Source organism: Streptomyces sp. NPDC001532, assembly GCF_040298625.1.
Classification (GTDB): Bacteria; Actinomycetota; Actinomycetes; order Streptomycetales; family Streptomycetaceae; genus Streptomyces.
This window is the reverse complement of sequence record NZ_JBEPAL010000034.1, coordinates 12009-33537: the sequence shown is the minus strand read 5'-3', so window position 1 is coordinate 33537 and position 21529 is coordinate 12009. Positions and strand designations below refer to the sequence as shown.

The window sequence follows — 21529 nt, the reverse complement described above, 5'->3', positions numbered from 1 at the left end:
CCCGATTCTTCACGAAGGGCCTTTATCCATGTCCGACCTGTTGCGCGCCCCCGCCGAGCTCAAGTACGCCGAGGAGCTGGACTGGCTGGAGTCGATCGACGACAACCCCAAGCCGTTCTCCTGGCGGCTGTCCCCGAAGATGGTCCGGCTGTTCATCCTGGGCTCCGAGCGCGCCGACGGCCTCGACCGGGAGGTCCCGCAGAAGTGGTTCGGCGACCGCAGCACCGTCGAGCGGGCCATCGTCACCCTCGCCTCCGACCGCGGCCTGCTGCTGATCGGTGACCCCGGCACCGGCAAGAGCTGGCTGGCCGAACTGCTGGCCGCCGCGCTCTGCCGCAACTCCACCCTCGTGGTGCAGGGCACGGCCGGCACCACCGAGGACCACATCAAGTACTCGTGGAACGTGTCCATGGTGATCGCCAAGGGCCAGTCCCGGGAGTCGATGATCCCCTCGCCGATCATGACCGCGATGGAGAGCGGCGTCATCGGCCGTTTCGAGGAGCTGACCCGCTCCACCAGCGACGTCCAGGACGCGCTGATCTCCATCCTGTCCGAGAAGTACATCTCGGTCCCCGAGCTCGACAGCGACAACATCGTCTTCGCCAAGCCCGGCTTCTCCGTCATCGCCACCGCCAACAGCCGGGACCGCGGGGTCAACGATCTGTCCTCCGCGCTCAAGCGCCGCTTCAACTTCGTGCGCATCCCGGTGGTGACGAACAAGAAGAGCGAGGCGGAGATCGTCCGCTTCCGCACCGAGGAACTGCTGCGCCGCCATCAGATCGAACTCGACGTGCCGCCCACGCTGCTGGACGTGCTGCTGCAGAGCTTCGCCGACCTGCGCGCCTCCTCCGCCGCGGCCGCCGGCGACGACGAGAAGCTGGAGTCGGCGCTGTCCACCGCCGAGCAGATCGGTGTGCTGGAGGACGCGATCCTGCACAGCAACTTCTTCGGCGAGCAGGCGCTGACCGCCCGCACCCTCGCCTCCTCGCTCGTCGGCTCGCTCGCCCGGCGCGAACCGGAGGACCTGGCCATCCTCAACAAGTACCTGCACGGTGTCGTCGAGCCGCGCAGCAAGGAAGAGGGCGGCTCCTGGCCGGAGTTCCTGGAGGGCGGCCGCGACGCGATCGCCACCCTGTCGTGACCGCCATGGACGAGGGAACCTTCACCGCCCTGCGCGGCCAGCTCCAGGAGGCCGCCGCCACCTTCGCCGACGGGCCCGACGCGCTGGAGGGCATCCTCCTCGGCCTCGTCGACGACGTCGACCGCGCGGTGCGCGAACCGCTGGAGATCTTCCCGGTCTGCCACCACTCGCCCGCCTCCGCGGTGGCGATGGCACGCCGGCTGCGCGAGAAGCAGCCGAAGGTGGTGTACCTGGAACTCTGCGAGGACATGGCACCGCTCCTCACCGAGCTGCGCAACTGCCGGCTCCCGGTCGCGGTGCAGGCGTTCGCCACCGAGGTCGACGGCTTCCCCGCCGAGTGGGCACCGCTGTCCGTCGTCGCCCCGATCACCGAGGCGTCGGCCGAGTACCAGGCGATCGCCTACGCCCTCGACACCCCGGACGTCGAACTCGTCCTCGTCGACCGCTCCTCCGACCACGTCTTCCAGTGGCAGGAGCGGGACGGCGCGGCCGGTGAACCGGCCGACCCGGACGCGCCGCCCGCCGACGAGGAGGCCGCGCTGCACGGCGACGCGGTCGGCGTCGAGATCGGCGACCTGCGCCCGCGCTTCGCCGAACTGGAGGAGCACCTGCTGCGGCACGGGCGGGTGCGGCACTGGTCGGAGTGGTGGCACCAGTACGTGGAGCTGCCGCTCGGCGACAGTGACCACGACACCTACCGCCAGGTCATGCTGCTGATCGGCAGCCTGTTCCGGCGTCTCGCCCCGGGTGACCCGCACCGGGTCCGCGTCGACGAGGACCGCGAGCGGTACATGTGGACGCGGATGCGCCGGCACCTCGCCGAGACCGGCACCGACCCCGCGGACGCCCTCTACGTGTGCGGCGCCTTCCACGCGGCCAGCCGCGTCGAGGAGTTCGGCGTCCACGGCACCGACACCTTCGAGATCAGCCCGCCCAGCGCCACCAAGTGGCAGCACGGTCTGATCCCGTCCAGCCACGCCGCGATCGAGGCGCAGTTCGGCCTCGCCGCCGGCTCGGTGTCCATCGCCGCGACCCAGTGGACGAAGAACCTCAAGCGCACCCGCGTGAAGCCCTACCGGCTCGCCGGGCAGGCGGGCACCAGGACACCGCGGAAGACGGCGCGGACCGCGGCCACCGCCGCCCTCGCACCGGCCGCCGGACCCGCCGCGTCCGACAAGCTCACCGGCTTCCTGCAACGGCCCCCCGTCCTGGACCGCCTGGACGAGGCCGAACTGCTCGGCTGGTCCGTGGAGATCGTGCGCGCCGCCCGCCGCAACGGCTATCTCGCCTCCACCGCCGACGCCATCGCGGTGTTCGAGACGTCGATCCTGCTCGCCGGGATGCGCGACCGCGCCAGACCCACGCCGTACGACTTCCAGGACGCGGCGGTCACCTGCATCGAGAAGGACACCGTGCCGGGCCGGCGCGATGTGCGCCGGCTCGTGGAGATCATGCTGGGCGGCGACCGCATCGGCCAGGTCGGCTACGACGCCCTGCCGCCGCTCGCCCGCGACGTCCACGACCGGCTGGCACCGCTGAACCTGAGGCTCCAGCAGCGGGGCGTGCAGCGGGCCCTGCTCGACATGGCCTCCCAGCCGGAACTGGAGCGGTGCTCCGACGTGCTGTGGATGCTGCGGTACCTGATGCCGCAGGGCGCCGCGCGGCCCATCATGGGCGAACGGCGGCTCGGCGAGCGCCCCATCCAGGAGTCGTGGGACCTCGCCCTCGGCACCCACCAGCGCGCCCTCATCGAGCTCGGCTACGAGGGCGTCAGCATCGAGCAGGTCCTCGAACAGCGCCTGCGGCGCACGGCGTACGGCCCGCAGGCCACCACGGCGACCGTCCTCGAAGCCGTCGAGGACGCCACCCTCTACCTGCGCAGCCGGCGGCTCGCCGACGAACTCGGGCTGCGCGCCCTGGAGGTGCTGGCGACCGAGCGGAGCGTCGACGGCGCGCCGGAGGTGCTGCGCCGGGTGCGCGGACTGCTGGCGTACTACCGCACCAGCGAACCGACCCTGCCGGCGTGGATCGAGTCCTTCGTCAAGGCCGGCTACGCGCACTACTGCACCCTGCTGCCGACCGCCTTCACCGACGAGGACGCGAGCGTCCGCCAGGTCGCGGCCATGCTGGGCTTCCTGTTCAGCATGGAGAGCCTGGCCCTCTCCCTCGGCTGCGACCGCAACCAGCTGGAACTGGCGGTCGCCCAGTCGCACCCCGACGATCCCGCGAAGACGGCGCTGCTGTGGGCGGCGCAGACCCAGCTCGGCCGGCTGTCCCGCGCGGAGTTGCGGGCCCGGTGCGACGAACTGCTGGGCAACCCGCTGGTCGTCCCCGCCTATCCGCGCTACCTCAGCGGCTTCCTGCACGCCCTGGAACCGGTGCCGGGCCTGGCCGACTTCGTCGTGGGGGCCGTGTCCAACGCCTTCGCACGGCTGCCGGACCCGGTGCTGCTGCCCTGGCTGCCGACCCTGATCACCACTTTGCGTTCCGGCGGCGCGGACCTCGCGCCCGTGCTGATCCGCGAGGCCGGCCGGGTCTTCCCGGGCCGGCTGCCCGCCCTGGACGCCTGGACACCGCCGTGGCGGGCCGACCCCGACCGGACCGCCGTACGCGCGTCCCGGAGCCGGACCACCGAGCGCCGCGGGCTGCCGCTGCTCGCCGCGCACCCGGCGACCTGTGACGCGGTCGCGGACCTGCTCGGCTGCGACGGCGGCTGGGAGACGGGGGATCCGGCGGACACGGCGCCGGGCGGTGCGGCCCTGCTCGCCCGCCACCCGGACACGGCCCACACTTTGGAGGCGCTGCTCACCGCCCACTGAAGGCCACCTGACGGCCACCGACCGCGGAAGCCACCGCACCGACCGCGGAAGCCACCGCACCCTCGAAGGGAGCGGTGGCTTCCCGCGGCCGGGGTCGGCGGCACCTCGGGTCAGTGCGCCCAGTGGTCCCGTTCCGGCAGCACCACCCAGACGTCCGGCGGGCCCGCGACCGCCCGGGCGTCGGGCAGCCGGAGTCCGGCGTAGGCGCAGGAGTAGGCCACCCCGTTGTGGCGGTAGAGGTAGGACGCCAGGACCTCCTCGGGGGACGCGTCCGGGCCCGGTGCGCCGCCCGGGTGGAGGTCCCAGCCCTCGACGACGCCGTCGCGGACGATGCTGCCCTGGTTGCCGCTCTTGGGGTTGACGTACAGCCCGTAGGAGACGGTCCCGACGGACAACCGGGTGTGCACCCCCGGCGCCGACGGCATGTACCCCCACGGCTGGGTCACCACACAGCCGCCCGGGACGGCCGTGACTCCGACGAACCGCAGGGTCTCGTCGAGGTCGTACGCGTACGGATCGTCCAGCAGTTCGGTGAGTTCGGCCAGCGTCTCGCCCTCCGCCGGTGTCGCCTCCAGCCGGCGTATCGCCTCGCGGGCGTCGATCCCGGCCACGCACGCCAGGCCCGTGCCGTCGTAGGAGGCGTCGCCGAGCGCGGCGACGAGCCGCCGGCCCTCCTCGGCCGCCGCCCGCTCCGCGTCCGTCAGCCCGCGCTCACCCGGCGGCGGCGGGAACAGCTCCGGCGTGGGGCCGGCGAGAGCGAGCCGCCCCGGGGACCAGCCGCCCAGCTGCGGCCGCCAGGGGTCCGCCCCGGCGGCGGCCAGGGCACGCGCGTTGTCCGGGCGGTCGGCGAGCACGGCCTCCCACAGCGCGGTCGTCCCGTGTTCGAGCGCGTCCACGTCCGCCACCCGCCGGGCCAGTTCCGCGACGACCTCGGGGGATCCCCACGCCGCCGCCCGGTGCAGGGCCCGCCCTCCGTTCCACCGCTCCGGATCGGCGCCCTCGTCCAGGCGCCGCCGGATGTCGCCGTGGTCCTGCCAGCCGTCCCAGCGCAGGCCCGCCCAGCCGTCGTCCCGATGCGTCACCATGCCCCCTCGTGCCCCCTCGACATAGACCTGGGCGGCCTCCGTGCCACCCCGTGCGCCCACCCTCGCAGACGGGTACGACAACACCCGCTCCGGCCGCCTCCGACGTGCGCGCGGCCGGGGCCGGGGGGAGGCTGGGTGCCATGCAGCGCAAGGGCGCGGGCGCCAGGGGCGGTGGGGATCTCGACGTGGAGGCGGTCCTCGACGAGCTGTACACCACGCCGCCGCCCGGCTTCGTCGCCCGGCGCGAGGAACTGGCCGCCGCGGCGCGGACGGCGGGCAACGCCGAGGACGCCCGCCGGATCCGCGCCGCCCGTCGGCCCGCGCCGGCCGCCTGGGCGGCGAACCTGCTGCTGCGCGCCGAACCGGAGGAGAGCAGTCGGCTGCTGGAGATGGGGGAGGCCCTGCGCGAGGCCTACCGCACGCTGGACCCGGTGTCGCTCAAGGACCTGTCGGCCCGACGGCGGCAGGTCGTCGCGGCCCTGTCCCGTGAGGCCGCCCGGCTCGCCGCCGAGGCCGGCCACTCCCTGTCCGCCGCCGCGCGGCAGAACGTCGCCTCCACCCTGCACGCGGTGCTCGCGGACCCCGACGCCGCCGAGCAGTGGGCCACCGGCCGGCTGACCGGCACCCTCACACCGCCGTCGGACTTCCAGGCGGCGGACCCGGCGGCGGTCGGCGCCCGGTCGAGGCCGACGCGGTCCGCACCACCGAAAGCGCCGCCGTCCGCAACACCGTCAGGGACACCGGCCACGGCGGGAGCGCGGCCGGCCAAGTCAGCGCCCGGCGGCACCTCGCGGAAGGATGAACTGGCCGAACGCCGCCGCGTCCGAGAGGAACAGCTCGCACGGGCCCGCGAGACCGCCGAGGCGGCCGAGCGGCGCCTCACCGACCGGCGCGCCGAACTGACCGCCGCCGCGGAGCCCACGGAGCGGGCACGCGAGCGCCGGGACGAGGCCCGGGAGCAGGCCGACGCCGCCGAGCAGCGGCTGCGCGCCGCCCGCGAGGCGCTGGAGACCGCGGACGTGGCGCATCACGAGGCGGAGAGGCGGCGCCATGAGGCCGCCGACGCCGTCACCCGGGCGGAGAAGGAGGCCCACACGGCAGCCCAGGACGTCCGGCGCCTGGAGCCCCGCACGCGGCGCCGCTGACGACCACCGGCGGCGCGACGCTTCGGCGGTGCAGCGGTGCAGCGGTGCAGCGGTGCGGAGGTCCGGCGGCGCGGTGGTGCAGCGGTCCGGCGGCGCGGCGGTCAGGCGGTCCGGCGGCTCAGCCGTTCCCGTTACGCGGTGACCAGGGCGAGCGTGAAGCCGTCGTAGCCCTTCGCGCCGACGGTCTGGAGGGTCGTGGCGGTGAGCCGCGGATTCTCGGCGATGAGTTCGATGAAACGGCGCACGCCACGCACCCGCGGGTCGGCGCTCGCCGGGTCGGTGACCGCGCCCTCGCGGACCACGTTGTCGCCCACGATGACGCTGCCCGGCCGGGTGAGCCGGAGCGCCCAGTCCAGGTACTCCGGGTTGGACGGCTTGTCGGCGTCGATGAAGACCAGGTCGAACGGCTCGGCCTCCTCCTCGGCGAGCAGCGGCAGCACGTCCAGGGCCTTTCCGACGCGCAGGTCGACGAGGTCCCCGAGACCGGCACGGGCCAGGTTGTCCGCCGCCACGGACGCGTACCGTTCGTCGGCCTCCAGGGTCACCAGCCGCCCGCCCCGAGGCAGGGCCCGGGCCAGCCAGATGGTGCTGTAGCCGCCGAGCGTGCCGATCTCCAGGATGGTGCGGGCGCCCTGGATCCGGGCGAGCAGATGCAGCAGCTTGCCCTGGTTGGGGGCCACTTGATGGGGCGGCAGGGCCGCCGCGTCGCTGTCCGCCACGGCCGAGATGAGCGCGGCGTCCTCTTCGACCAGTAAGCCGTTGAAGTAGTCGTCGACAGCGGTCCACGTCTGCTGGGACACAGTGGGTTCCCTTTCGATACTGACTGGGTTTCGAAAGGGAACCTACTCTGGAGGCGCGACACACGGCCATGGGTTTCTCCCAGTCAGGAGTACGGCGATGAGTCCACGGCGTGAGGCCGACGACGCCTGCGGCATCGCGCAGGCCGCGGCCGTGGTCGGCGACTGGTGGAGCCTGCTGGTGCTGCGGGAGATCGCCCGCGGTCACCTCCGCTTCGACGGGCTCGCCGAGGAACTCGGCGTCTCCCGCAAGGTCCTGACCGAGCGGCTGCGCGCCCTGACCGACCACGAGGTGCTGGCACGCCGTCCCTATCAGGACCGCCCTCCGCGCCACGAGTACGTGCTGACCGAGCGGGGCCGCGCCCTGCTGCCCGTACTGGTCGCCCTCCAGGACTGGGCCGACCGCTGGCTGCTCGGCGACGGCACGCTCACCGGCCACGCCTCCGACGACGGCGCGGAGGCCCGCCGGGTCGCCGCGCTGGTGGGCGAGCCCGTCCCGGCGGAACTGCGGCTGCCGGGCACCGACGGCCGCGACCACGACCCCGTCGCCGCCGGCGCCCGCGCCACCGTCCTGTTCGCCTACCCGGCCACCGGCATCCCCGGCCCGCCGGCGGACACCACGGAACCCTGGGCCCCCGGCCCGCCGGCCGGCACCACGGAACCTCCTACGATCCCCGGCCCGCCGGCCGGCACCACGGAACCTCGTACGATCTCCGGCCCGCCGGCCGGCACCACGGAACCTCGGACGATCTCCGGCCCGCCGGCCGGCACCACGGAACCTCCTACGATCCCCGGCCCGCCGGCCGGCACCACGGAACCTCGTACGATCTCCGGCCCGCCCGCCGATACCACGGAACCTCGTACGATCCTCGGCCCGCCCGCCGATACCACGGAACCTCGGACGATCTCCGGCCCGCCCGCCGACACCACGGAACCGCCGGTCCCCGGCAGCGCCGGCTGCACCCTCGAGAACCGCGAGTTCCGCGCCGCCTATGAGGAGTTCCGCTCCGCGGGCGTCGCGGTGCACGGCGTGAGCACGCAGACGCCCCGCGAGCAGGCCGCGTTCGCCCGGGCCGAGGACCTGCCCTTCCCTCTGCTGTCCGACGCCCGGCTCGGTCTCACGGCAGCCCTGCGCCTGCCGACCTTCCGCGCCGGACAGGAACTGCGCGTCAAACGGCTCGTCCTCGTCATCGGCCCGGACCGCCGAATCCGGCACGCCCTGTTCCCGGTCCATGACATCCCGGCCGCCGTACGCCAGGCCCTCGCCCTCGCCCTCGCCACGGCCGGACACCCGGCTGGGCGCTGACGACGACCGCGCGGCTGGACGGAGGCTCCCGAGGCCCGCTCAGGCCTCGCGGCTGAGCCAGGTCCGCAGCGCGGCGCTCACCTGCGCCGGGCGCTCGTCCATCACCCAGTGGCCGGCGTCGTCGAACATGGTCAGTTCGGCGCCGGGGATGTCCCGCGCGAGTTCGAGGGCGATCGACGGGCTCAGGTAGGCGTCGTCGCGGCCCCAGACGACGGCCGTGGGGCAGCCGATGTCCCCGAGCCGGCGGCGCAGTTCGGGCCGGACCTCGACGCGGTAGTCCGCGAAGTAGTGGAGCAGCCAGCGGCGGCCCTCCGCGGTGTCCATCCAGCCGACGTAGTCCTCCAGCACCTCCTCGTCGAGGTAGCCGCGGTCGACGAGCGGCCCGAGGGAGCGGCGGTGCTGCGCGCCGAACGGGAACCGCTCCGCCAGCGTGCGCAGGCCGGGTGTGCGTCCGACGGCCGTCGTCAGCCCGAACGCGGCCTTCCAGCGCGGGACGAACGAGGCGTGGGCGCGGCTGTTGAGGAGGGCCAGCCGGCGTACCCGGCCGGGCTGCGTCTGGGCGAAGCCGAGGGAGAGGAAGCCGCCGTAGTCGTGCCCGACCAGGCTGACGGACGGGCAGTCCAGCGCGTCGAGCAGCCGGCCGATCCGGGCGACCTCGGTGTCGTAGTCGTAGCGCAGGTGCGTCGGCCGTTCGGAGCGGCCCCAGCCGAGCAGGTCCGGTGTGATCACCCGGTGGTCGCGCGCCAGCGCCGGGACCTGGTGGCGCCAGCACGCGTGGTTCGCCGGATAGCCGTGCAGCATCAGCACCGGCTCTCCGTCGGCCGGCCCCGACTCCCAGCAGGCGACCCGCGCGCCGTCCACCACGACCGATCGGGCGCGTTCCGTCCGCGTCCCGGGGCCCTTCGTGCTCATCGTCTCTCCGTCTCCTCGCCGTGCGCCCGCACGGCGGTGCCGCGCCCACGTACCGGGCCCACCGTACGGCGGCGGCCCGTGGGTACAACGAGGGCGTCGAGGCTCCGTACCCGTTCGCCTACCCGCCCGGGTGACGGCCATGGAGGTGGTGCGGTGGCGCGGCAGCCCGCGCACACGCGCCCGCGCGCACGCCCCCGGCTCGCATCTGACGCTCGCCAGATCTCCACGAGCACACCCATTGACCTTCGTCGTCCACCTACCTAACCTCCGTCTCTATACATAGACAGCATCTTCATATGAAGACAGCGTCTGGGAGAACGGACAGAGGAGTGGACATGAACGTGGATCTGGCTGTGGACGCGAACGAGGACGCGAGCGCGAGCGCGCACGTGGACATGGACGTGGACATGGACGTGGTCGTAGGCCGTCTGGCCGAAGGGATGGCACGCGGCGTGCTGTCCTTCCCCCTGACCAGCTTCCAGGAGAACGGCGACCTGGACCCCGGCGCCTACCGCGCCTACCTGGAGCGCCAGATCGCCACCGAACCCGGCGCGGTCTTCCCCGCCTGTGGCACCGGCGAGTTCACGGCCCTGGACGAGGACGAGTACCGCACGGTCGTCACCGCCGCCGTCGAGGTGGCCGCCGGCCGCGTCCCGGTCGTCGCGGGCATCGGCTACGGCTGGGCCCAGGCGGTGCGGTTCGCCAGGATCGCCGAGGACGCGGGCGCCGACGCCGCACTCGTCCTCCCGCACTACCTGCTCCAGGCCCCCGAGGACGGCCTGGTCGAGCAGCTGCGCCGGATCGCCGCCGGCACCCGCCTCCCGCTGATCGCCTACCAGCGCGACCAGGTCTCCTTCACCCCCGACGGCCTGCGCCGCATCGCCGGTATCCCCACCGTCGTCGGCCTCAAGGACGGCCACAGCGACCTCGACCGGCTCCAGCGCCTCACCCTCGCCGCGCCCGACGGCTTCCTTTTCTTCAACGGGGCCGCCACCGCCGAGATCCAGGCCCGCGCCTACGCCGCCGTCGGCGTCCCGGCCTACTCGTCGGCCGTGCACGCCTTCGCCCCCGAGATCGCCCTCGCCTTCTTCACCGCCTTCCAGGCCGGCGACACCGACGGGATGAACGTCCTGCTGCGCGACTTCTACGTCCCCTTCGTCGAACTCCGCGACCGCCGGCCCGGATACGCCGTCTCGCTGGTCAAGGCGGCGGCCCGGCTGCGCGGCCTGCCCGTCGGCCCGGTCCGCGCACCCCTCACCGACCCCGGCCCCGACGACCTTGCCGACCTGCGCAAGCTGCTCGACCAGGGACTGGACCTGGTCGGCGCCGAGCGCTGACGACCGGACCGACAGCACAGTTCAAAGGGGAACTGCTCCATGCCACTTGTCGTCGTCGGGATCAGCGTCCTGGTCCTGCTCCTCCTCATGACGAAGCTCCGGCTCAACGGCTTCGCCGCCCTGCTCCTCGTCGCCGTCGGCGTCGCCGTCGTGCGCGGGATACCCGTCGCGGAGATCCCGGACGTGCTGTCCGAGGGCATCGGAGGGCAGATCGGGGACACCATGCTGACCATTGGGCTCGGTGCCATGGTCGGCCGGGTGATGGGGGACTCGGGCGCCGCCCAGCGCATAGCCACCCGGCTGCTCGACGTGTGCGGGCCGCGCGGGGTGCAGATCGCGATGGTGCTGACGGCGATGCTCATCGGCGTCACGATGTTCTACGAGGTCGCCTTCGTCATCATCGTGCCTGTCGCCTTCACCCTCGTCCGCGTCACCCGGTCGAACCTGCTGTGGGTGGGCCTGCCGATGTCCATCGCCCTGTCCACCATGCACAGCTTCCTGCCGCCGCACCCCGGGCCGACCGCGGTCGCCGCGACCTTCGACGCCTCCGTCGGACTCACCCTGTTCTACGGCCTGTTCATCGCCGTCCCCATCGGCGCGCTCATCGCCCTCACCTGGCCGAGGCTGCCGTTCGTCCGGGCGATGAACCCCTCGCTGCCCAAGGGCCTGGTGAGCGAACGCGTCTTCGAGGACGACGAGATGCCGGGCATCGGCTGGTCGCTGGCGGTCGCCCTGCTGCCCGTGGTGCTGATCGCCGGTGCCGCCGTCACCGACATGGCGACCTCCACACGCGACGAGGTCGTGCACGTCGTCGAGTTCCTCGGCTCGGCCCCGGTCGCCCTGCTGCTCACGCTGCTCGTCGCCGTCTGGGCGTTCGGACCGCGCATCGGCCGGAGCCTCGCCGACGTCAGCGAGTCCTGCCGGGGCGCGGCACAGGCGATGGCGATGATCCTCCTGGTGATCGGCGCCGGCGGCGCCTTCAAGCAGGTCCTCGTCGACGGCGGCATCGCCGACTACATCAAGGACGTCACCGACGGCTGGTCCGTCTCCCCGATCATCCTGGCGTGGCTCGTCGCCGCCATCCTCCGGGTCGCCCTCGGCTCCGCGACCGTCGCCGTCGTCACCGCCTCCGGTGTCGTCCTGCCGCTGGTCGCGGGCAGCGGCATCCACCCCGAGATCATGGTGCTCGCCGTCTCCTGCGGCTCCATCGCCTTCTCACACGTCAACGACCCCGGCTTCTGGATGTTCAAGGAGTACTTCAACCTCTCGGTCCTCGACGCGATCAAGGCGCGCACCACCTACACGACGGTGCTCGCCGTCCTCGGCCTGGGCGGCGTCCTGGTCCTGGAACGTGTCCTGGACATCCTGAACCTGTGAACCCCGCGCACCCGCAACGGCCAACCCAGCAGGCCCCCACCCGCGAACCCCGCACACCCTCCGGTCACACCGGATCAGATCCCACCCTCGAAGGAACCCCTGCCATGCCCCAGCCCGTCGTCACCCGCTGCACCGTCTACCCGGTGGCCGGCCGTGACTCCATGCTGCTCAACCTCTCCGGCGCGCACGCCCCCTACTTCACGCGCAACATCCTGGTCGTCGAGGACTCTGAGGGCCGCACCGGGCTCGGCGAGGTGCCCGGCGGCGAGCAGATCACCCGCACCCTGCGCGAGGCCGAACCCCTCGTCGTCGGCGCCCCTCTCGGCGACCACCGCCGTGTCCTGCGCGCCGTGCAGGATAGGTTCGGCAGCCGCGACCAGGGTGGCCGCGGCGAGCAGACCTTCGACCTGCGGACCACGGTGCACGCCGTCACCGCCATCGAGTCGGCCCTTCTCGACCTGCTCGGCCAGCATCTGGAGGTCCCCGTCGCGGCCCTCCTCGGCGACGGCAAGCAGCGCGACTCCGTACGGGTCCTCGGCTACCTCTTCTACGTCGGCGACCCCGACCGCACCGACCTGGACTACGTCCGCGAACCCGACGCCGACGTCGAGTGGTACCGCGTCCGCCGCGAGGAGGCCCTGACGCCGGAGGCGATCGTCCGCCAGGCCGAGGCGACCTACGCCCGCTACGGTTTCCGCGACTTCAAGCTCAAGGGCGGCGTGCTGCGGGGCGCGGAGGAGGTCAAGGCGGTCCAGGCGCTGAAGCGACGCTTCCCCGACGCCCGTGTCACCCTCGACCCCAACGGCGCCTGGTCCCTGAAGGAGGCCGTCGAACTGTGCGGCCCGCTGCTCGGCACCCTCGCCTACGCCGAGGACCCCTGCGGGGCCGAGGACGGCTACTCGGGCCGTGAGATCCTCGCCGAGTTCCGCCGGGCCACCGGTCTGCCCACCGCCACCAACATGATCGCCACGGACTGGCGTCAGCTCACCCACGCCCTCGCCCTGCGCTCGGTCGACATCCCCCTCGCCGACCCGCACTTCTGGACCATGCAGGGGTCGGTCCGGGTGGCCCAGCTGTGCCACGACATGGGCCTCACCTGGGGCTGCCACTCCAACAACCACTTCGACATCTCGCTGGCGATGATGGCCCACTGCGGTGCCGCCGCGCCCGGCGAGTACAACGCCCTGGACACCCACTGGATCTGGCAGGAGGGCATGGAGCGCCTCACCGTCACGCCCCCGCGGATCACCGGCGGCGAGGTCGCCGTCGACGACACCCCGGGGCTCGGCGTACGCCTCGACCACGACCGGCTGCTCGCGGCGCACGAGCTGTACCGGGAGAAGGGACTGGCCGGCCGCGACGACGCCGCCGGGATGCGCCAGCTGGTGAAGGACTGGGAGTTCGACAGCAAGCGCCCGTGTCTGGTGCGGTGACCGGGACGTCCCGAGCCGTCCCGGGGCCTCACTCCGCGCGGCATTCCCGCGTGTCCTCCGCCGTGCTCTCCGCCGCGCCCTCCGCCGTGTCCTGCTCCGCGCCCTCCGCCGTGTCCTGCTCCGCGTCCTCCTCCGTCTCGGCCTCCCAGTCCGGCAGGGGCGATCCCGACGCGGTCCTGATCGCCAGCACCTCGCAGCCCATCAGCCGGAACGCGGCGGACAGGCGGCGGTGGACCTCCGCCTTGTCCTCGGGCGGGAACCCGACGCGGATCTGGTGCGGGCGGGCCCGGTCGTAGGTGATCAGCCAGTCCGAGTCGGTGGTCGCGAAGTGGTCCTGGCCGCCCCCGCCCCCGTCCGCCTCCCAGGAGCCGCGGTCGGCGGTGGGCGCCAGGGTCTCCCGCAGGAGCCGCAGCCGCTCGGTGTAGGGGTGAGGCCCTTCGGACAGCTCCAGGCACCGGTTGATCCTCGGCCGGAATGCGTTGAACCACGGCGCCAGGCCGGGCTCCATGGCACCCAGCAGCCGGGAGTCGACCCGTCCCAGGGACCACCCCTCGACGAACTCCCGCGCCCCGGTGCCCATGTCCTCGTACAGGCCGTCCCGCCTCCAGATCACCACCGGCCAGTCCGCGGGCGCGCCGGCGGTGTGCCAGCACAGCCGGTCCGCGTCGATCGTCGACCCCCAGATCAGCAGACCGCCCGCGGCCGGGCGCAGCGGGTACGGACAGCGGGCACGGTCGCGCTCCGTCCGCGGCGGAGGCCCCTCCTGCCACCGCACGCCGTGGTACCGGTGCCCGCCGAACGGTGTGTGCAGGTTCAGGAAGTCGCAGAACTCGCCCCAGCCGTAGGTCCCGACCAGCCACCTGTAGTCGTCCGGCAGACGCACGCCGAGCGCCGACTCGACGGCCGCCCAGTCGCCCTGGGCGTGCACGGGTGCCGCGGGCGGCGGCACGGCCCGCGTGAGACGGTCGTACGACGTCACCGGCGCGGGTCCAGCGCGGCGCTCACGCGGGCCAGCCGCGCGGGCGGCAGGGCGAAGTGGTTGGCCGGGTTGCGGAACGAGTGGTCGCCGTCGTCGACGCGTCCGGCGCCGTCGAGCGAGGACCACCGCACCGGACCGGCCGCGCCCTGACCCTCCAGCAGTGCGGCGGCCAGCGGCTCGGGAGCGGCCACGGCCGTCCGCGCGGCGAGCGCGGCGGCGAGACGGCCGACCGCGTCGTCGGGCACCGCCTCGTCGCCGAACGCGGGCAGCAACAGCAGCAGCCGGGCGTGCGGGTCGGCCGTGCTGCCGCCGGGCAGACCGCTGTCCGCCACGGCGCACAGCTCGGGCCAGGAGAGGGCTGGGCCGGTGTAGTGCCCGTCGTCCTGGGCGAGGATCTCGGCGCGCTCCCAGTCCGGGTGGTGCAGGAGGTAGTCGATGCCGGGGTCGTCCTCGACGGCGCGGTACACGATGTGGAAGCGGTGACCGCCGGCCACCGGCACCGTGAGGACGGGCCACTCGTCGCCCTCCAGCAACTGCCGCTGGAAGTCGCTCGCCGCGAACTCGTCGTCGCCGAGGAGCAGTTCGTCGGCGTCCGCGTTCGCGGCACAGGTGTGGAGGTGGCTCAGCCAGAACAGGCCCTCGTCCAGGAGGCCGGGGCGGTGGGTGAGGGGGCCGCTGTCGTAACCCGGTATCCGGGAGGGGTGCGGCGTGGTCGCGCGATACGTCACACCCGCCATCATGCCGCCCGGCCACCCGGCGCCCGCGCCCGGCACCTGTTCCCGGCGGCTCGGCGGCTCGGCGGTTCCGAGGCCCAGTGGCTCAGCGGCTCAGCGGCTCAGGACTGGTACGGCTGCTGCTGCGGCTGCCCGTACGGCTGCCCGCCCTGGCCGCCCGAGTCCTGCGTGAGCAGTTGCTCGGCCTGCTCCTTGGCCAGCTGCTGTTCCGCGCCGCAGAAGGTGCACTGCGTCGCGTACTTGGTGGAGAACGGGAACAGCGGGACGAAGAACAGGGTGAACTTCGTGACCCGCTTGCGGAGCGTGTGCGCGGCGGGATTGCCGCAGCGGCCGCACACCAGCGTCAGTATCGCGAGCTGGTACAGGTACCCCTTGGTGCCAAAGATGATCATTTCGCCGATCCCTCCCGAACCGGTGCCCGCCGGCACCGTGCCGACCGGGCGGTGAGCCAGGCCCACACCCCCAGTCTTCCGCATCTCCTCAGGTGGGCCTCCTGGACGCCGTCACGCGGCGAGGCGTACGACCGTACATCCCGGAAGTTCGGCGGCTGCCGCTCGCCACTCTTCCTAGACTGGAACCCGAAGCCGGTCCCACCCACGGAACCGGCACGGAAGGCGGTGCGCTTCATGCCGTACGTCGCTGTGAGTGCGCTGAGCCATCCCGGGCTGCTGCGCACCCGGAACGAGGACAGCCTCGTCATCGGCCCGTGGACCCTGTGCGCCACCGTGACCGAGAGCCCTCAGACCATGGTCTTCCCGCTCGGCACGCCCCTCGTCGTCGCCGTCGCCGACGGCCTCGGCGGGCATCCCGGCGGCGACCTGGCCAGCTCTCTGGCCGTCCGCCGGATCGCCTCGGCGGGACCGAGCCTGAACAGCGAGGACGCGGTCCGCGACCTCCTCGACGAGGGCAACCGGGCCGTCTACGAGGCCGCCGGCGGCGACGCGGGCGGCGACCTGGCCACCATGGGGACGACGGTCGCCGGCATCGTCCTCGGGCACGACTCGGTCCTGGTGTTCAACGTCGGCGACAGCCGTGTCTTCGCGGCCCCCCGCGACGGGCTGCGCCAGCTGAGCGTCGACGACAGCCCGCCCCTGGAGCCCGGCCGGCGCACCACCTCCATCGTCACCCAGTGCCTCGGCGGCAGCCCCGTCCACCGCGAGATCAGCGCCCATGTGACCCCCGTACCGCTGACGCCCGGCGACCGCTACCTCATCTGCACCGACGGCGTGACCGACCCGCTGCCGCCGGACGTGATCGAGGAGGTCATGCGGGAGCACGACGACAGCCGCGCGGCGTACGAGCTGTGGAAGGCGGCCATCGAGGCGGGCGGCCCGGACAACATCACGCTGGCCGTCGTACGCGTCGGGGAGGAGTAGCGGGCGCGCCGGGCGTCCCGCGGACCGGGGGAGCGCGGCCGAAGCGGCGCGCGACCGGTGTGGTTGACTGCGACCCGTGCTGCACGAATCGGTCTTGCGGACCGCGGACCTGCCGGTGGGGGAGCGGTTCGCGGCATGGACGGAGCGGCTGGGCCGCACCCACGCGCCCATGCGGCTCGACAGCGACAACACCGCCGACTACCACGGGTATCAGCGGCTGATCGCGCTCGGCGAGGTCACGGTGTGGCCCGCGACCTTCGACCATCTCGTCTTCCGCCGCACCCCGGACCTCGTGCGCCTCTCCGACCCCGAGGTGTACCACCTCTCGCTCCTCGTGGACGGGGAGGGCGAGGCCAGTTGGGGCCGGCGACGGGTGGCGTACCGGGTCCACGACATCCACGTCAACAGCTCCTCGCAGGCGTACGACATCGCCACCGGGCCCGCGCCGGTCACGCTCGTCGGCGTCGAGATCCCGCGCAGCTGCGTGGCCCTGCCCCCGCACGCGGCGCACCGGGTGGTCGGCAGCCATGTCTCGGGACGGGAGGGGATGGGCGCGCTGCTGGCACAGTTCCTCCTCCAACTCGCCGCCGACACCGGCCCGTACCGCCCGCTCGACGCCCCGCGCCTCGGAACGGTCCTCACCGACCTCGTCACGGCGGTGCTCGCGCACACGCTGGAGGACGAGCCGCGGCTGCCCGAGGAGACCCACGCGCGCACACTGGTCCTGCGCGTCAAGGCCTTCGTCCGCAGACACCTGGCCGACCCGGAGCTGACCCCGGGCCGGATCGCCGCCGCCCACCACATCTCCCGCAGCTACCTCTACCGCCTCTTCCAGGCCGAGGGCCTGAGCGTGGCGTCGTACATCCGCGACCAACGGCTGCGCGCCGCACACCGCGACCTGCTCGACCCGGCCCTGCGCGGCCTGCCGGTCCACGCGGTCGCGGCCCGCTGGGGCTACCCGCGCCCCGCCGAATTCACCCGCGCCTTCCGCGCGGCGTACGGGATCCCACCGAGCGAACTGCGACGGCAGGCGGCGCCCGCGGGGGAGCGCGACAGGCCCGGGTGACCGCTCGCAGCGCGCCTGTTGCCGAAGGAGCCGCTGCTCGACGCCCACTTCTCCCAAGGTGACCTGAGTTCGCCGCCGTGAACGTCCCCGATCCGGACCGGGGATGCGGCGGATCAGCCGGCCAGGGGCTTCCAGCGGTCCTGCCGCGCCGGGTCGACGCTGCTGCGCCACACCAGGGTGCCGCCGATCAGGCCGGGTTCGTCGCGGGTGGCCAGGCCCGGGTGTTCGAGCATGTCGGCCGTCTCCTCCAGGTAGGTGACCAAGGTGTCGAGTTCCTCGCCGGGAGGTTCGTAGAAGCGGGACCAGTTGCCCAGGTAGCCGGTCGCGGCATCCAGGTACAAGCCGGAGGTGCTGTCGGCCGGGGTGCGGGCGACGACCGGGATCCAGGTCGGCCGCCACACGGTGATCCGCTCCTCCTCTGCGCGGCCGGCGTCGGCGATGCCATGGTGCGCCTGGTGGTCCGTCTTCATCCGGTGGACGGCGGCGACATCGTCCAGCGGCATCAGCGCCCGGTTTCCCGGCAGACAGCCCCCGCCGTCGCCCCCGTCGTCCCCCGCGGTCAGCAGCCACAGGGTGTGCAGCTCGACGGGTATCCGGATGCCGAGCTCCGCTTCCAGGGCCGCTATGGCGGCGGGGCCGGCGCCGGCGCGGAGACCGGCGTAGGAGTCGGGGGCATGCTCCTCGAGCCAGCCGGTGATGCGGCACCAGGCGTCGGCGACCTGCCGCACGGTGACGGCGGCAGTGGCAGGATCGGCGCGCCGCCCCGGCTCCGGGCGGCCCTGCTCCGGCTCTCGCCCCTGGTCGGCGGTGTTGCTGGAGGGATCGGTGGAGGGATCGGTGGAGCGGGTCGCGTTCAGGTACCGGATCTCGATCCGGTCCGGCTCGCGGATGTAGCCGACGGACAGGTCGGGGCAGTCGTCGAACATGTCGCCGTCGACCGTCACCGTGAGGATGCCGGGCAGCCCTGAGGGCCGTCCCATGTCGGGGTCGTCGGCCAGCCGGCCGGCCAGGGCCTTCAACGCGTAGGGGACGTCGGCCCCTAAACGGGCGGCGGTGTCGTGCACGTCCGGCTGGATCTCCACCTGCACGGCTGATGCTCCTTCTCGGTCGGGAAGAGGGCGTGCGGCGCCCGCGGAAACCGTAGGACACGCGCCCGCCGGCGGCGCCGCGGCGCGGGACACGCGCCGGACATGCGCCTGTGGACGCTACGCGTCGTAAGTGTGGACTGTGTGCCAAGGACAGCGGCCCGGGCGTTCGCGCATTCTTGTGGCACCGTCCCGGCAGGGGGCGCACGTCGGCGTGTCAGGACCACGGGGGAGTCCTGACACGCCGACCTGAATCACCCCGAGATGTCCGCTGAGCGAACACCCGTGTCCGGCAAAGCTCTTGACGGGACATCGACATCTCGCTGAACATCGGGCACACACAGCACCCGCACAGCTCTGGCACGACCGCTCCAGACACCGTCCGGCACCCCACCCCTCGACGAGAAAGTGCGGACCCCCCACATGACCAGTCCGAAGTCCAGCCTGCCCGGATCCTTCGCCAGATCCTTCCCCAGACGCACCGCGGCCGTGGCCGCCCTCGCCGTCGCCGCGCTGCTCGCCGCCTCACCCGCCTCGCACGGCAGCGCGGCCGGCACCACCGTCACCGCCGACGCCACCGCGGCCCAGGCGCTCGCCGCGCCCGACATCCCGCTGGCGAACGTCAAGTCCCACCTCACCCAGTTCCAGTCGATCGCCAACGCCAACGGCGGCAACCGGGCCCACGGCCGCACCGGCTACAAGGCCTCCATCGACTACGTACGGGCCAAGCTCGACGCGGCCGGATTCACCACCACCCTGCAGCAGTTCACCTCCTCCGGCGCCACCGGCTACAACCTGATCGCCGACTGGCCCGGTGGCGACCCGAACCAGGTCCTCATGGCCGGGGCGCACCTCGACTCCGTCTCCTCCGGCGCCGGCATCAACGACAACGGCTCCGGCTCCGCCGCCGTACTGGAGACCGCGCTCGCCGTCTCCCGCGCCCAGCTCCAGCCCACGAAGCACCTGCGGTTCGCCTGGTGGGGCGCGGAGGAACTGGGGCTCGTCGGCTCCAAGTACTACGTCACCAACCTGCCCACCACCGACCGCTCGCGCATCTCGGGCTACATCAACCTCGACATGGTCGGCTCCCCGAACCCCGGTTACTTCGTCTACGACGACGACCCGGCGATCGAGAAGGTCTTCAAGGACTGGTACGCGGGCATCGGCGTCCCCACCGAGATCGAGACCGAAGGCGACGGACGCTCCGACCACGCCTCCTTCAAGAACGTCGGCATACCCGTCGGCGGACTCTTCACCGGCGCCAGCCGCACCAAGACGGCGGCCCAGGCCACCAAGTGGGGCGGCACCGCGGGCCAGGCCTTCGACCGCTGCTACCACTCCTCCTGCGACACCACGACGAACATCAACGACACCGCCCTCGACCGCAACAGCGACGCCCTCGCCCACGCCGTCTGGACCCTGGGCACCACGACACCCGTGCCGCCGGGCACGTCCTTCGAGAACACCACCGACGTGGCCGTCCCTGACAACGGCGCCGCGGTCACCTCGACGGTCGCCGTCACCGGCCGCACCGGCAACGCGCCGGCCACCCTCCAGGTCGGTGTCGACATCAAGCACACCTGGCGCGGTGACCTCGTCGTGGACCTGCTCGCCCCGGACGGCACGGCCTACCGGCTGAAGAACTCCAGCAGTTCCGACTCCGCCGACAACGTCATCGCCACCTACACGGTCGACGCCTCCAGCGAGACGGCCAACGGCAGCTGGCGCCTGCGCGTCCAGGACGTGGCCGCCCAGGACACCGGCTACATCGACAGCTGGAAACTGACCTTCTGATTCCCGCGCGACCGCCGACCGCCGATCGCGCGCGGTCCCGACCGTCCGCCGACACCGCGACACCGCCTCAGAGAGAGGCCGTCGCGGTGTCGGCGTCCGCGTTCGACCTCAGCCCGCCGTGGCCCGGAAGCGGCGCCGGTACTCGGTCGGGGTCGTGTCCAGGCGGCGGCGGAAGGCGCGGACGAGAGTGTCCGTCGTACCGAACCCGCAGGTCGTCACGATGCGTTCGAGGGTCGCGTCGGTCGATTCGAGCTGATGGCGGGCCAGTTCCACACGGGCGGCCTCGACGTAGGCGCTCGGGGTCATGCCGAGTTCGGTCTTGAAGACACGGGTGAGCTGCCGTTCGCTGAGCCGGGCGTACTCGGCGAGGTCCCGGACAGAGAGCGGTTCACCGATGTGGCGCAGGATGTGGTGCCGCAGATCCTCGATGCGCCGCGTGGGGGAGACGGGTTCGAGGGGCACGCTGAACTGGCTCTGCCCGCCGGGCCGCTTCAGATACATCACCAGCTGCCGGGCGACACGCAACGCGATCGCCTCGCCGAAGTCGTCGGCGACCAGGGCGAGCGAGAGATCGAGGCAGGCGCTGATCCCCGCGCCGGTCCACACGTCTCCGTCCCGGACGAAGATCGGGTCGGCGTCCACCTCGATCGCCGGGTGCTCGGCGGCGAGTTGCCGCGCGGTCGACCAGTGGGTGGTGGCGCGCTTGCCGTCGAGGAGTCCGGCGGCGGCGAGGACGTGCGCCCCGACGCAGACGGAGGTGACCCTGCGGGTGCGCCGCGCGAGCGTCCTCACCCGGCCGACCACCGCCGGATCGGTGAGCGCGCGCACCCGACGTCGGTCGTCCACCTCGACCGAGCCGGGCACGAGGAGGGTGTCGATGCTCCTCGCGGCCACCTCGTCGAAGGTGACATCGGGCAGGACACGCACCCCGGCCGAGGTGGTGACGGGGTCCATGGTCTCCGCGGCGAGGACGACCCGGTAGCCCGCCTGCGCTCCCACCTCCCGCCGCGTCAGCGCGAAGACCTCCGGCGGCCCGGTGACGTCGAGGAGGTCGACGCCTTCGAAGAGGACGATGACGACGAGTCGTTCGACGGTGCTCAAAGGGGTCTCCGCCTGGTCGGCTGCGGCGGCGCCACAGCGATG

Annotated in this window: 18 protein-coding genes; 10 read left to right on the top strand and 8 right to left on the bottom strand. The window is 73.0% G+C overall.

The genetic code is table 11. The features are described 5' to 3' along the window. The first annotated feature begins 28 nt into the window (after positions 1–28). Positions 29–1141 (top strand): ATP-binding protein, encoded by a 1113-nt coding sequence (locus tag ABT232_RS27075; RefSeq protein ID WP_351844443.1) that lies wholly within the window; start codon positions 29–31, stop codon positions 1139–1141. 5 nt (positions 1142–1146) lie between these two features. Beyond that, positions 1147–3960, top strand: a complete 2814-nt coding sequence (locus ABT232_RS27070) for a hypothetical protein (RefSeq protein WP_351844441.1) — start codon at positions 1147–1149, stop codon at positions 3958–3960. A 110-nt stretch (positions 3961–4070) separates the two neighbouring features. On the opposite strand, the gene ABT232_RS27065 is transcribed toward ABT232_RS27070, so the two are convergent. After that, a complete protein-coding gene (locus ABT232_RS27065; RefSeq protein WP_351844439.1) occupies positions 4071–5045 on the bottom strand; it encodes an ankyrin repeat domain-containing protein in 975 nt (324 codons plus the stop codon). Between the two features lie 140 nt (positions 5046–5185). Between ABT232_RS27065 and ABT232_RS27060 the strand changes: the two genes are divergently transcribed. After that, positions 5186–6190 carry a hypothetical protein gene (locus ABT232_RS27060; protein WP_351844437.1) on the top strand — a complete coding sequence of 335 codons (1005 nt, stop codon included), beginning with the start codon at positions 5186–5188 and terminating at the stop codon, positions 6188–6190. A 131-nt stretch (positions 6191–6321) separates the two neighbouring features. On the opposite strand, the gene ABT232_RS27055 is transcribed toward ABT232_RS27060, so the two are convergent. Then, positions 6322–6990 carry an O-methyltransferase gene (locus ABT232_RS27055; RefSeq protein WP_351844435.1) on the bottom strand — a complete coding sequence of 223 codons (669 nt, stop codon included), beginning with the start codon at positions 6988–6990 and terminating at the stop codon, positions 6322–6324. A 97-nt stretch (positions 6991–7087) separates the two neighbouring features. Between ABT232_RS27055 and ABT232_RS27050 the strand changes: the two genes are divergently transcribed. Next, positions 7088–8293, top strand: coding sequence for a winged helix-turn-helix transcriptional regulator (locus ABT232_RS27050; RefSeq protein WP_351844433.1), 1206 nt, complete (start codon positions 7088–7090; stop codon positions 8291–8293). 39 nt (positions 8294–8332) lie between these two features. Here the strand turns inward: ABT232_RS27050 and ABT232_RS27045 are convergent, their stop codons facing one another. Next, positions 8333–9205: an alpha/beta fold hydrolase gene (locus ABT232_RS27045; protein WP_351844431.1), complete on the bottom strand. Its 873-nt coding sequence runs from the start codon at positions 9203–9205 to the stop codon at positions 8333–8335. Positions 9206–9600: 395 nt separating this feature from the next. Between ABT232_RS27045 and ABT232_RS27040 the strand changes: the two genes are divergently transcribed. The 3 genes from ABT232_RS27040 to ABT232_RS27030 all read left to right on the top strand — a co-directional run bounded on the left by ABT232_RS27040 (position 9601) and on the right by ABT232_RS27030 (position 13352). Further along, positions 9601–10542, top strand: a complete 942-nt coding sequence (locus ABT232_RS27040) for a 5-dehydro-4-deoxyglucarate dehydratase (protein ID WP_351844555.1) — start codon at positions 9601–9603, stop codon at positions 10540–10542. A gap of 39 nt (positions 10543–10581) precedes the next feature. Then, on the top strand, positions 10582–11919 hold the full coding sequence (locus ABT232_RS27035) for a gluconate:H+ symporter (protein ID WP_351844429.1): 1338 nt from the start codon (positions 10582–10584) through the stop codon (positions 11917–11919). A 104-nt stretch (positions 11920–12023) separates the two neighbouring features. Beyond that, positions 12024–13352 carry an enolase C-terminal domain-like protein gene (locus ABT232_RS27030; protein ID WP_351844428.1) on the top strand — a complete coding sequence of 443 codons (1329 nt, stop codon included), beginning with the start codon at positions 12024–12026 and terminating at the stop codon, positions 13350–13352. 28 nt (positions 13353–13380) lie between these two features. On the opposite strand, the gene ABT232_RS27025 is transcribed toward ABT232_RS27030, so the two are convergent. The 3 genes from ABT232_RS27025 to ABT232_RS27015 form a co-directional block, all read right to left on the bottom strand. Beyond that, complete coding sequence (locus tag ABT232_RS27025; protein ID WP_351844427.1) at positions 13381–14331, bottom strand: SMI1/KNR4 family protein; 951 nt, start codon at positions 14329–14331, stop codon at positions 13381–13383. Next, positions 14328–15068, bottom strand: a complete 741-nt coding sequence (locus ABT232_RS27020; protein WP_450871607.1) for a hypothetical protein — start codon at positions 15066–15068, stop codon at positions 14328–14330. The genes ABT232_RS27025 and ABT232_RS27020 overlap by 4 nt, the downstream gene beginning before the upstream one ends. 98 nt (positions 15069–15166) lie before the next feature. Further along, positions 15167–15457 (bottom strand): zinc-ribbon domain-containing protein, encoded by a 291-nt coding sequence (locus ABT232_RS27015; RefSeq protein WP_351844423.1) that lies wholly within the window; start codon positions 15455–15457, stop codon positions 15167–15169. Between the two features lie 234 nt (positions 15458–15691). On the opposite strand from ABT232_RS27015, the gene ABT232_RS27010 reads away from it, so the two are divergent. After that, the gene (locus tag ABT232_RS27010) at positions 15692–16441 is read left to right on the top strand and encodes a PP2C family protein-serine/threonine phosphatase (protein WP_351844421.1); all 750 of its coding nucleotides are present in this window, start codon (positions 15692–15694) and stop codon (positions 16439–16441) included. A 76-nt stretch (positions 16442–16517) separates the two neighbouring features. Beyond that, the gene (locus ABT232_RS27005) at positions 16518–17507 is read left to right on the top strand and encodes a helix-turn-helix transcriptional regulator (protein WP_351844419.1); all 990 of its coding nucleotides are present in this window, start codon (positions 16518–16520) and stop codon (positions 17505–17507) included. Positions 17508–17620: 113 nt separating this feature from the next. On the opposite strand, the gene ABT232_RS27000 is transcribed toward ABT232_RS27005, so the two are convergent. After that, a complete protein-coding gene (locus tag ABT232_RS27000; RefSeq protein ID WP_351844417.1) occupies positions 17621–18595 on the bottom strand; it encodes an SMI1/KNR4 family protein in 975 nt (324 codons plus the stop codon). Positions 18596–19015: 420 nt separating this feature from the next. Between ABT232_RS27000 and ABT232_RS26995 the strand changes: the two genes are divergently transcribed. Beyond that, on the top strand, positions 19016–20386 hold the full coding sequence (locus ABT232_RS26995; RefSeq protein WP_351844415.1) for a M28 family metallopeptidase: 1371 nt from the start codon (positions 19016–19018) through the stop codon (positions 20384–20386). Between the two features lie 108 nt (positions 20387–20494). Here ABT232_RS26995 and ABT232_RS26990 read toward each other — a convergent pair whose 3' ends face one another. Further along, positions 20495–21487 (bottom strand): GlxA family transcriptional regulator, encoded by a 993-nt coding sequence (locus ABT232_RS26990; RefSeq protein ID WP_351844413.1) that lies wholly within the window; start codon positions 21485–21487, stop codon positions 20495–20497. Between the last annotated feature and the right edge of the window lie 42 nt (positions 21488–21529).

What these genes read in the sequence shown, in the direction of transcription:
- ABT232_RS27045 (WP_351844431.1), bottom strand. Translation starts at nt 9,205, where the DNA reads ATGAGCACGAAGGGCCCCGGGACGCGGACGGAACGCGCCCGATCGGTC.
- ABT232_RS26995 (WP_351844415.1), top strand. Translation starts at nt 19,016, where the DNA reads ATGACCAGTCCGAAGTCCAGCCTGCCCGGATCCTTCGCCAGATCCTTC.
- ABT232_RS27035 (WP_351844429.1), top strand. Translation starts at nt 10,582, where the DNA reads ATGCCACTTGTCGTCGTCGGGATCAGCGTCCTGGTCCTGCTCCTCCTC.
- ABT232_RS27015 (WP_351844423.1), bottom strand. Translation starts at nt 15,457, where the DNA reads ATGATCATCTTTGGCACCAAGGGGTACCTGTACCAGCTCGCGATACTG.
- ABT232_RS27010 (WP_351844421.1), top strand. Translation starts at nt 15,692, where the DNA reads ATGCCGTACGTCGCTGTGAGTGCGCTGAGCCATCCCGGGCTGCTGCGC.
- ABT232_RS27050 (WP_351844433.1), top strand. Translation starts at nt 7,088, where the DNA reads ATGAGTCCACGGCGTGAGGCCGACGACGCCTGCGGCATCGCGCAGGCC.
- ABT232_RS27075 (WP_351844443.1), top strand. Translation starts at nt 29, where the DNA reads ATGTCCGACCTGTTGCGCGCCCCCGCCGAGCTCAAGTACGCCGAGGAG.
- ABT232_RS27030 (WP_351844428.1), top strand. Translation starts at nt 12,024, where the DNA reads ATGCCCCAGCCCGTCGTCACCCGCTGCACCGTCTACCCGGTGGCCGGC.
- ABT232_RS27020 (WP_450871607.1), bottom strand. Translation starts at nt 15,068, where the DNA reads ATGGCGGGTGTGACGTATCGCGCGACCACGCCGCACCCCTCCCGGATA.
- ABT232_RS27065 (WP_351844439.1), bottom strand. Translation starts at nt 5,045, where the DNA reads ATGGTGACGCATCGGGACGACGGCTGGGCGGGCCTGCGCTGGGACGGC.
- ABT232_RS27060 (WP_351844437.1), top strand. Translation starts at nt 5,186, where the DNA reads ATGCAGCGCAAGGGCGCGGGCGCCAGGGGCGGTGGGGATCTCGACGTG.
- ABT232_RS27070 (WP_351844441.1), top strand. Translation starts at nt 1,147, where the DNA reads ATGGACGAGGGAACCTTCACCGCCCTGCGCGGCCAGCTCCAGGAGGCC.
- ABT232_RS27040 (WP_351844555.1), top strand. Translation starts at nt 9,601, where the DNA reads ATGGACGTGGACATGGACGTGGTCGTAGGCCGTCTGGCCGAAGGGATG.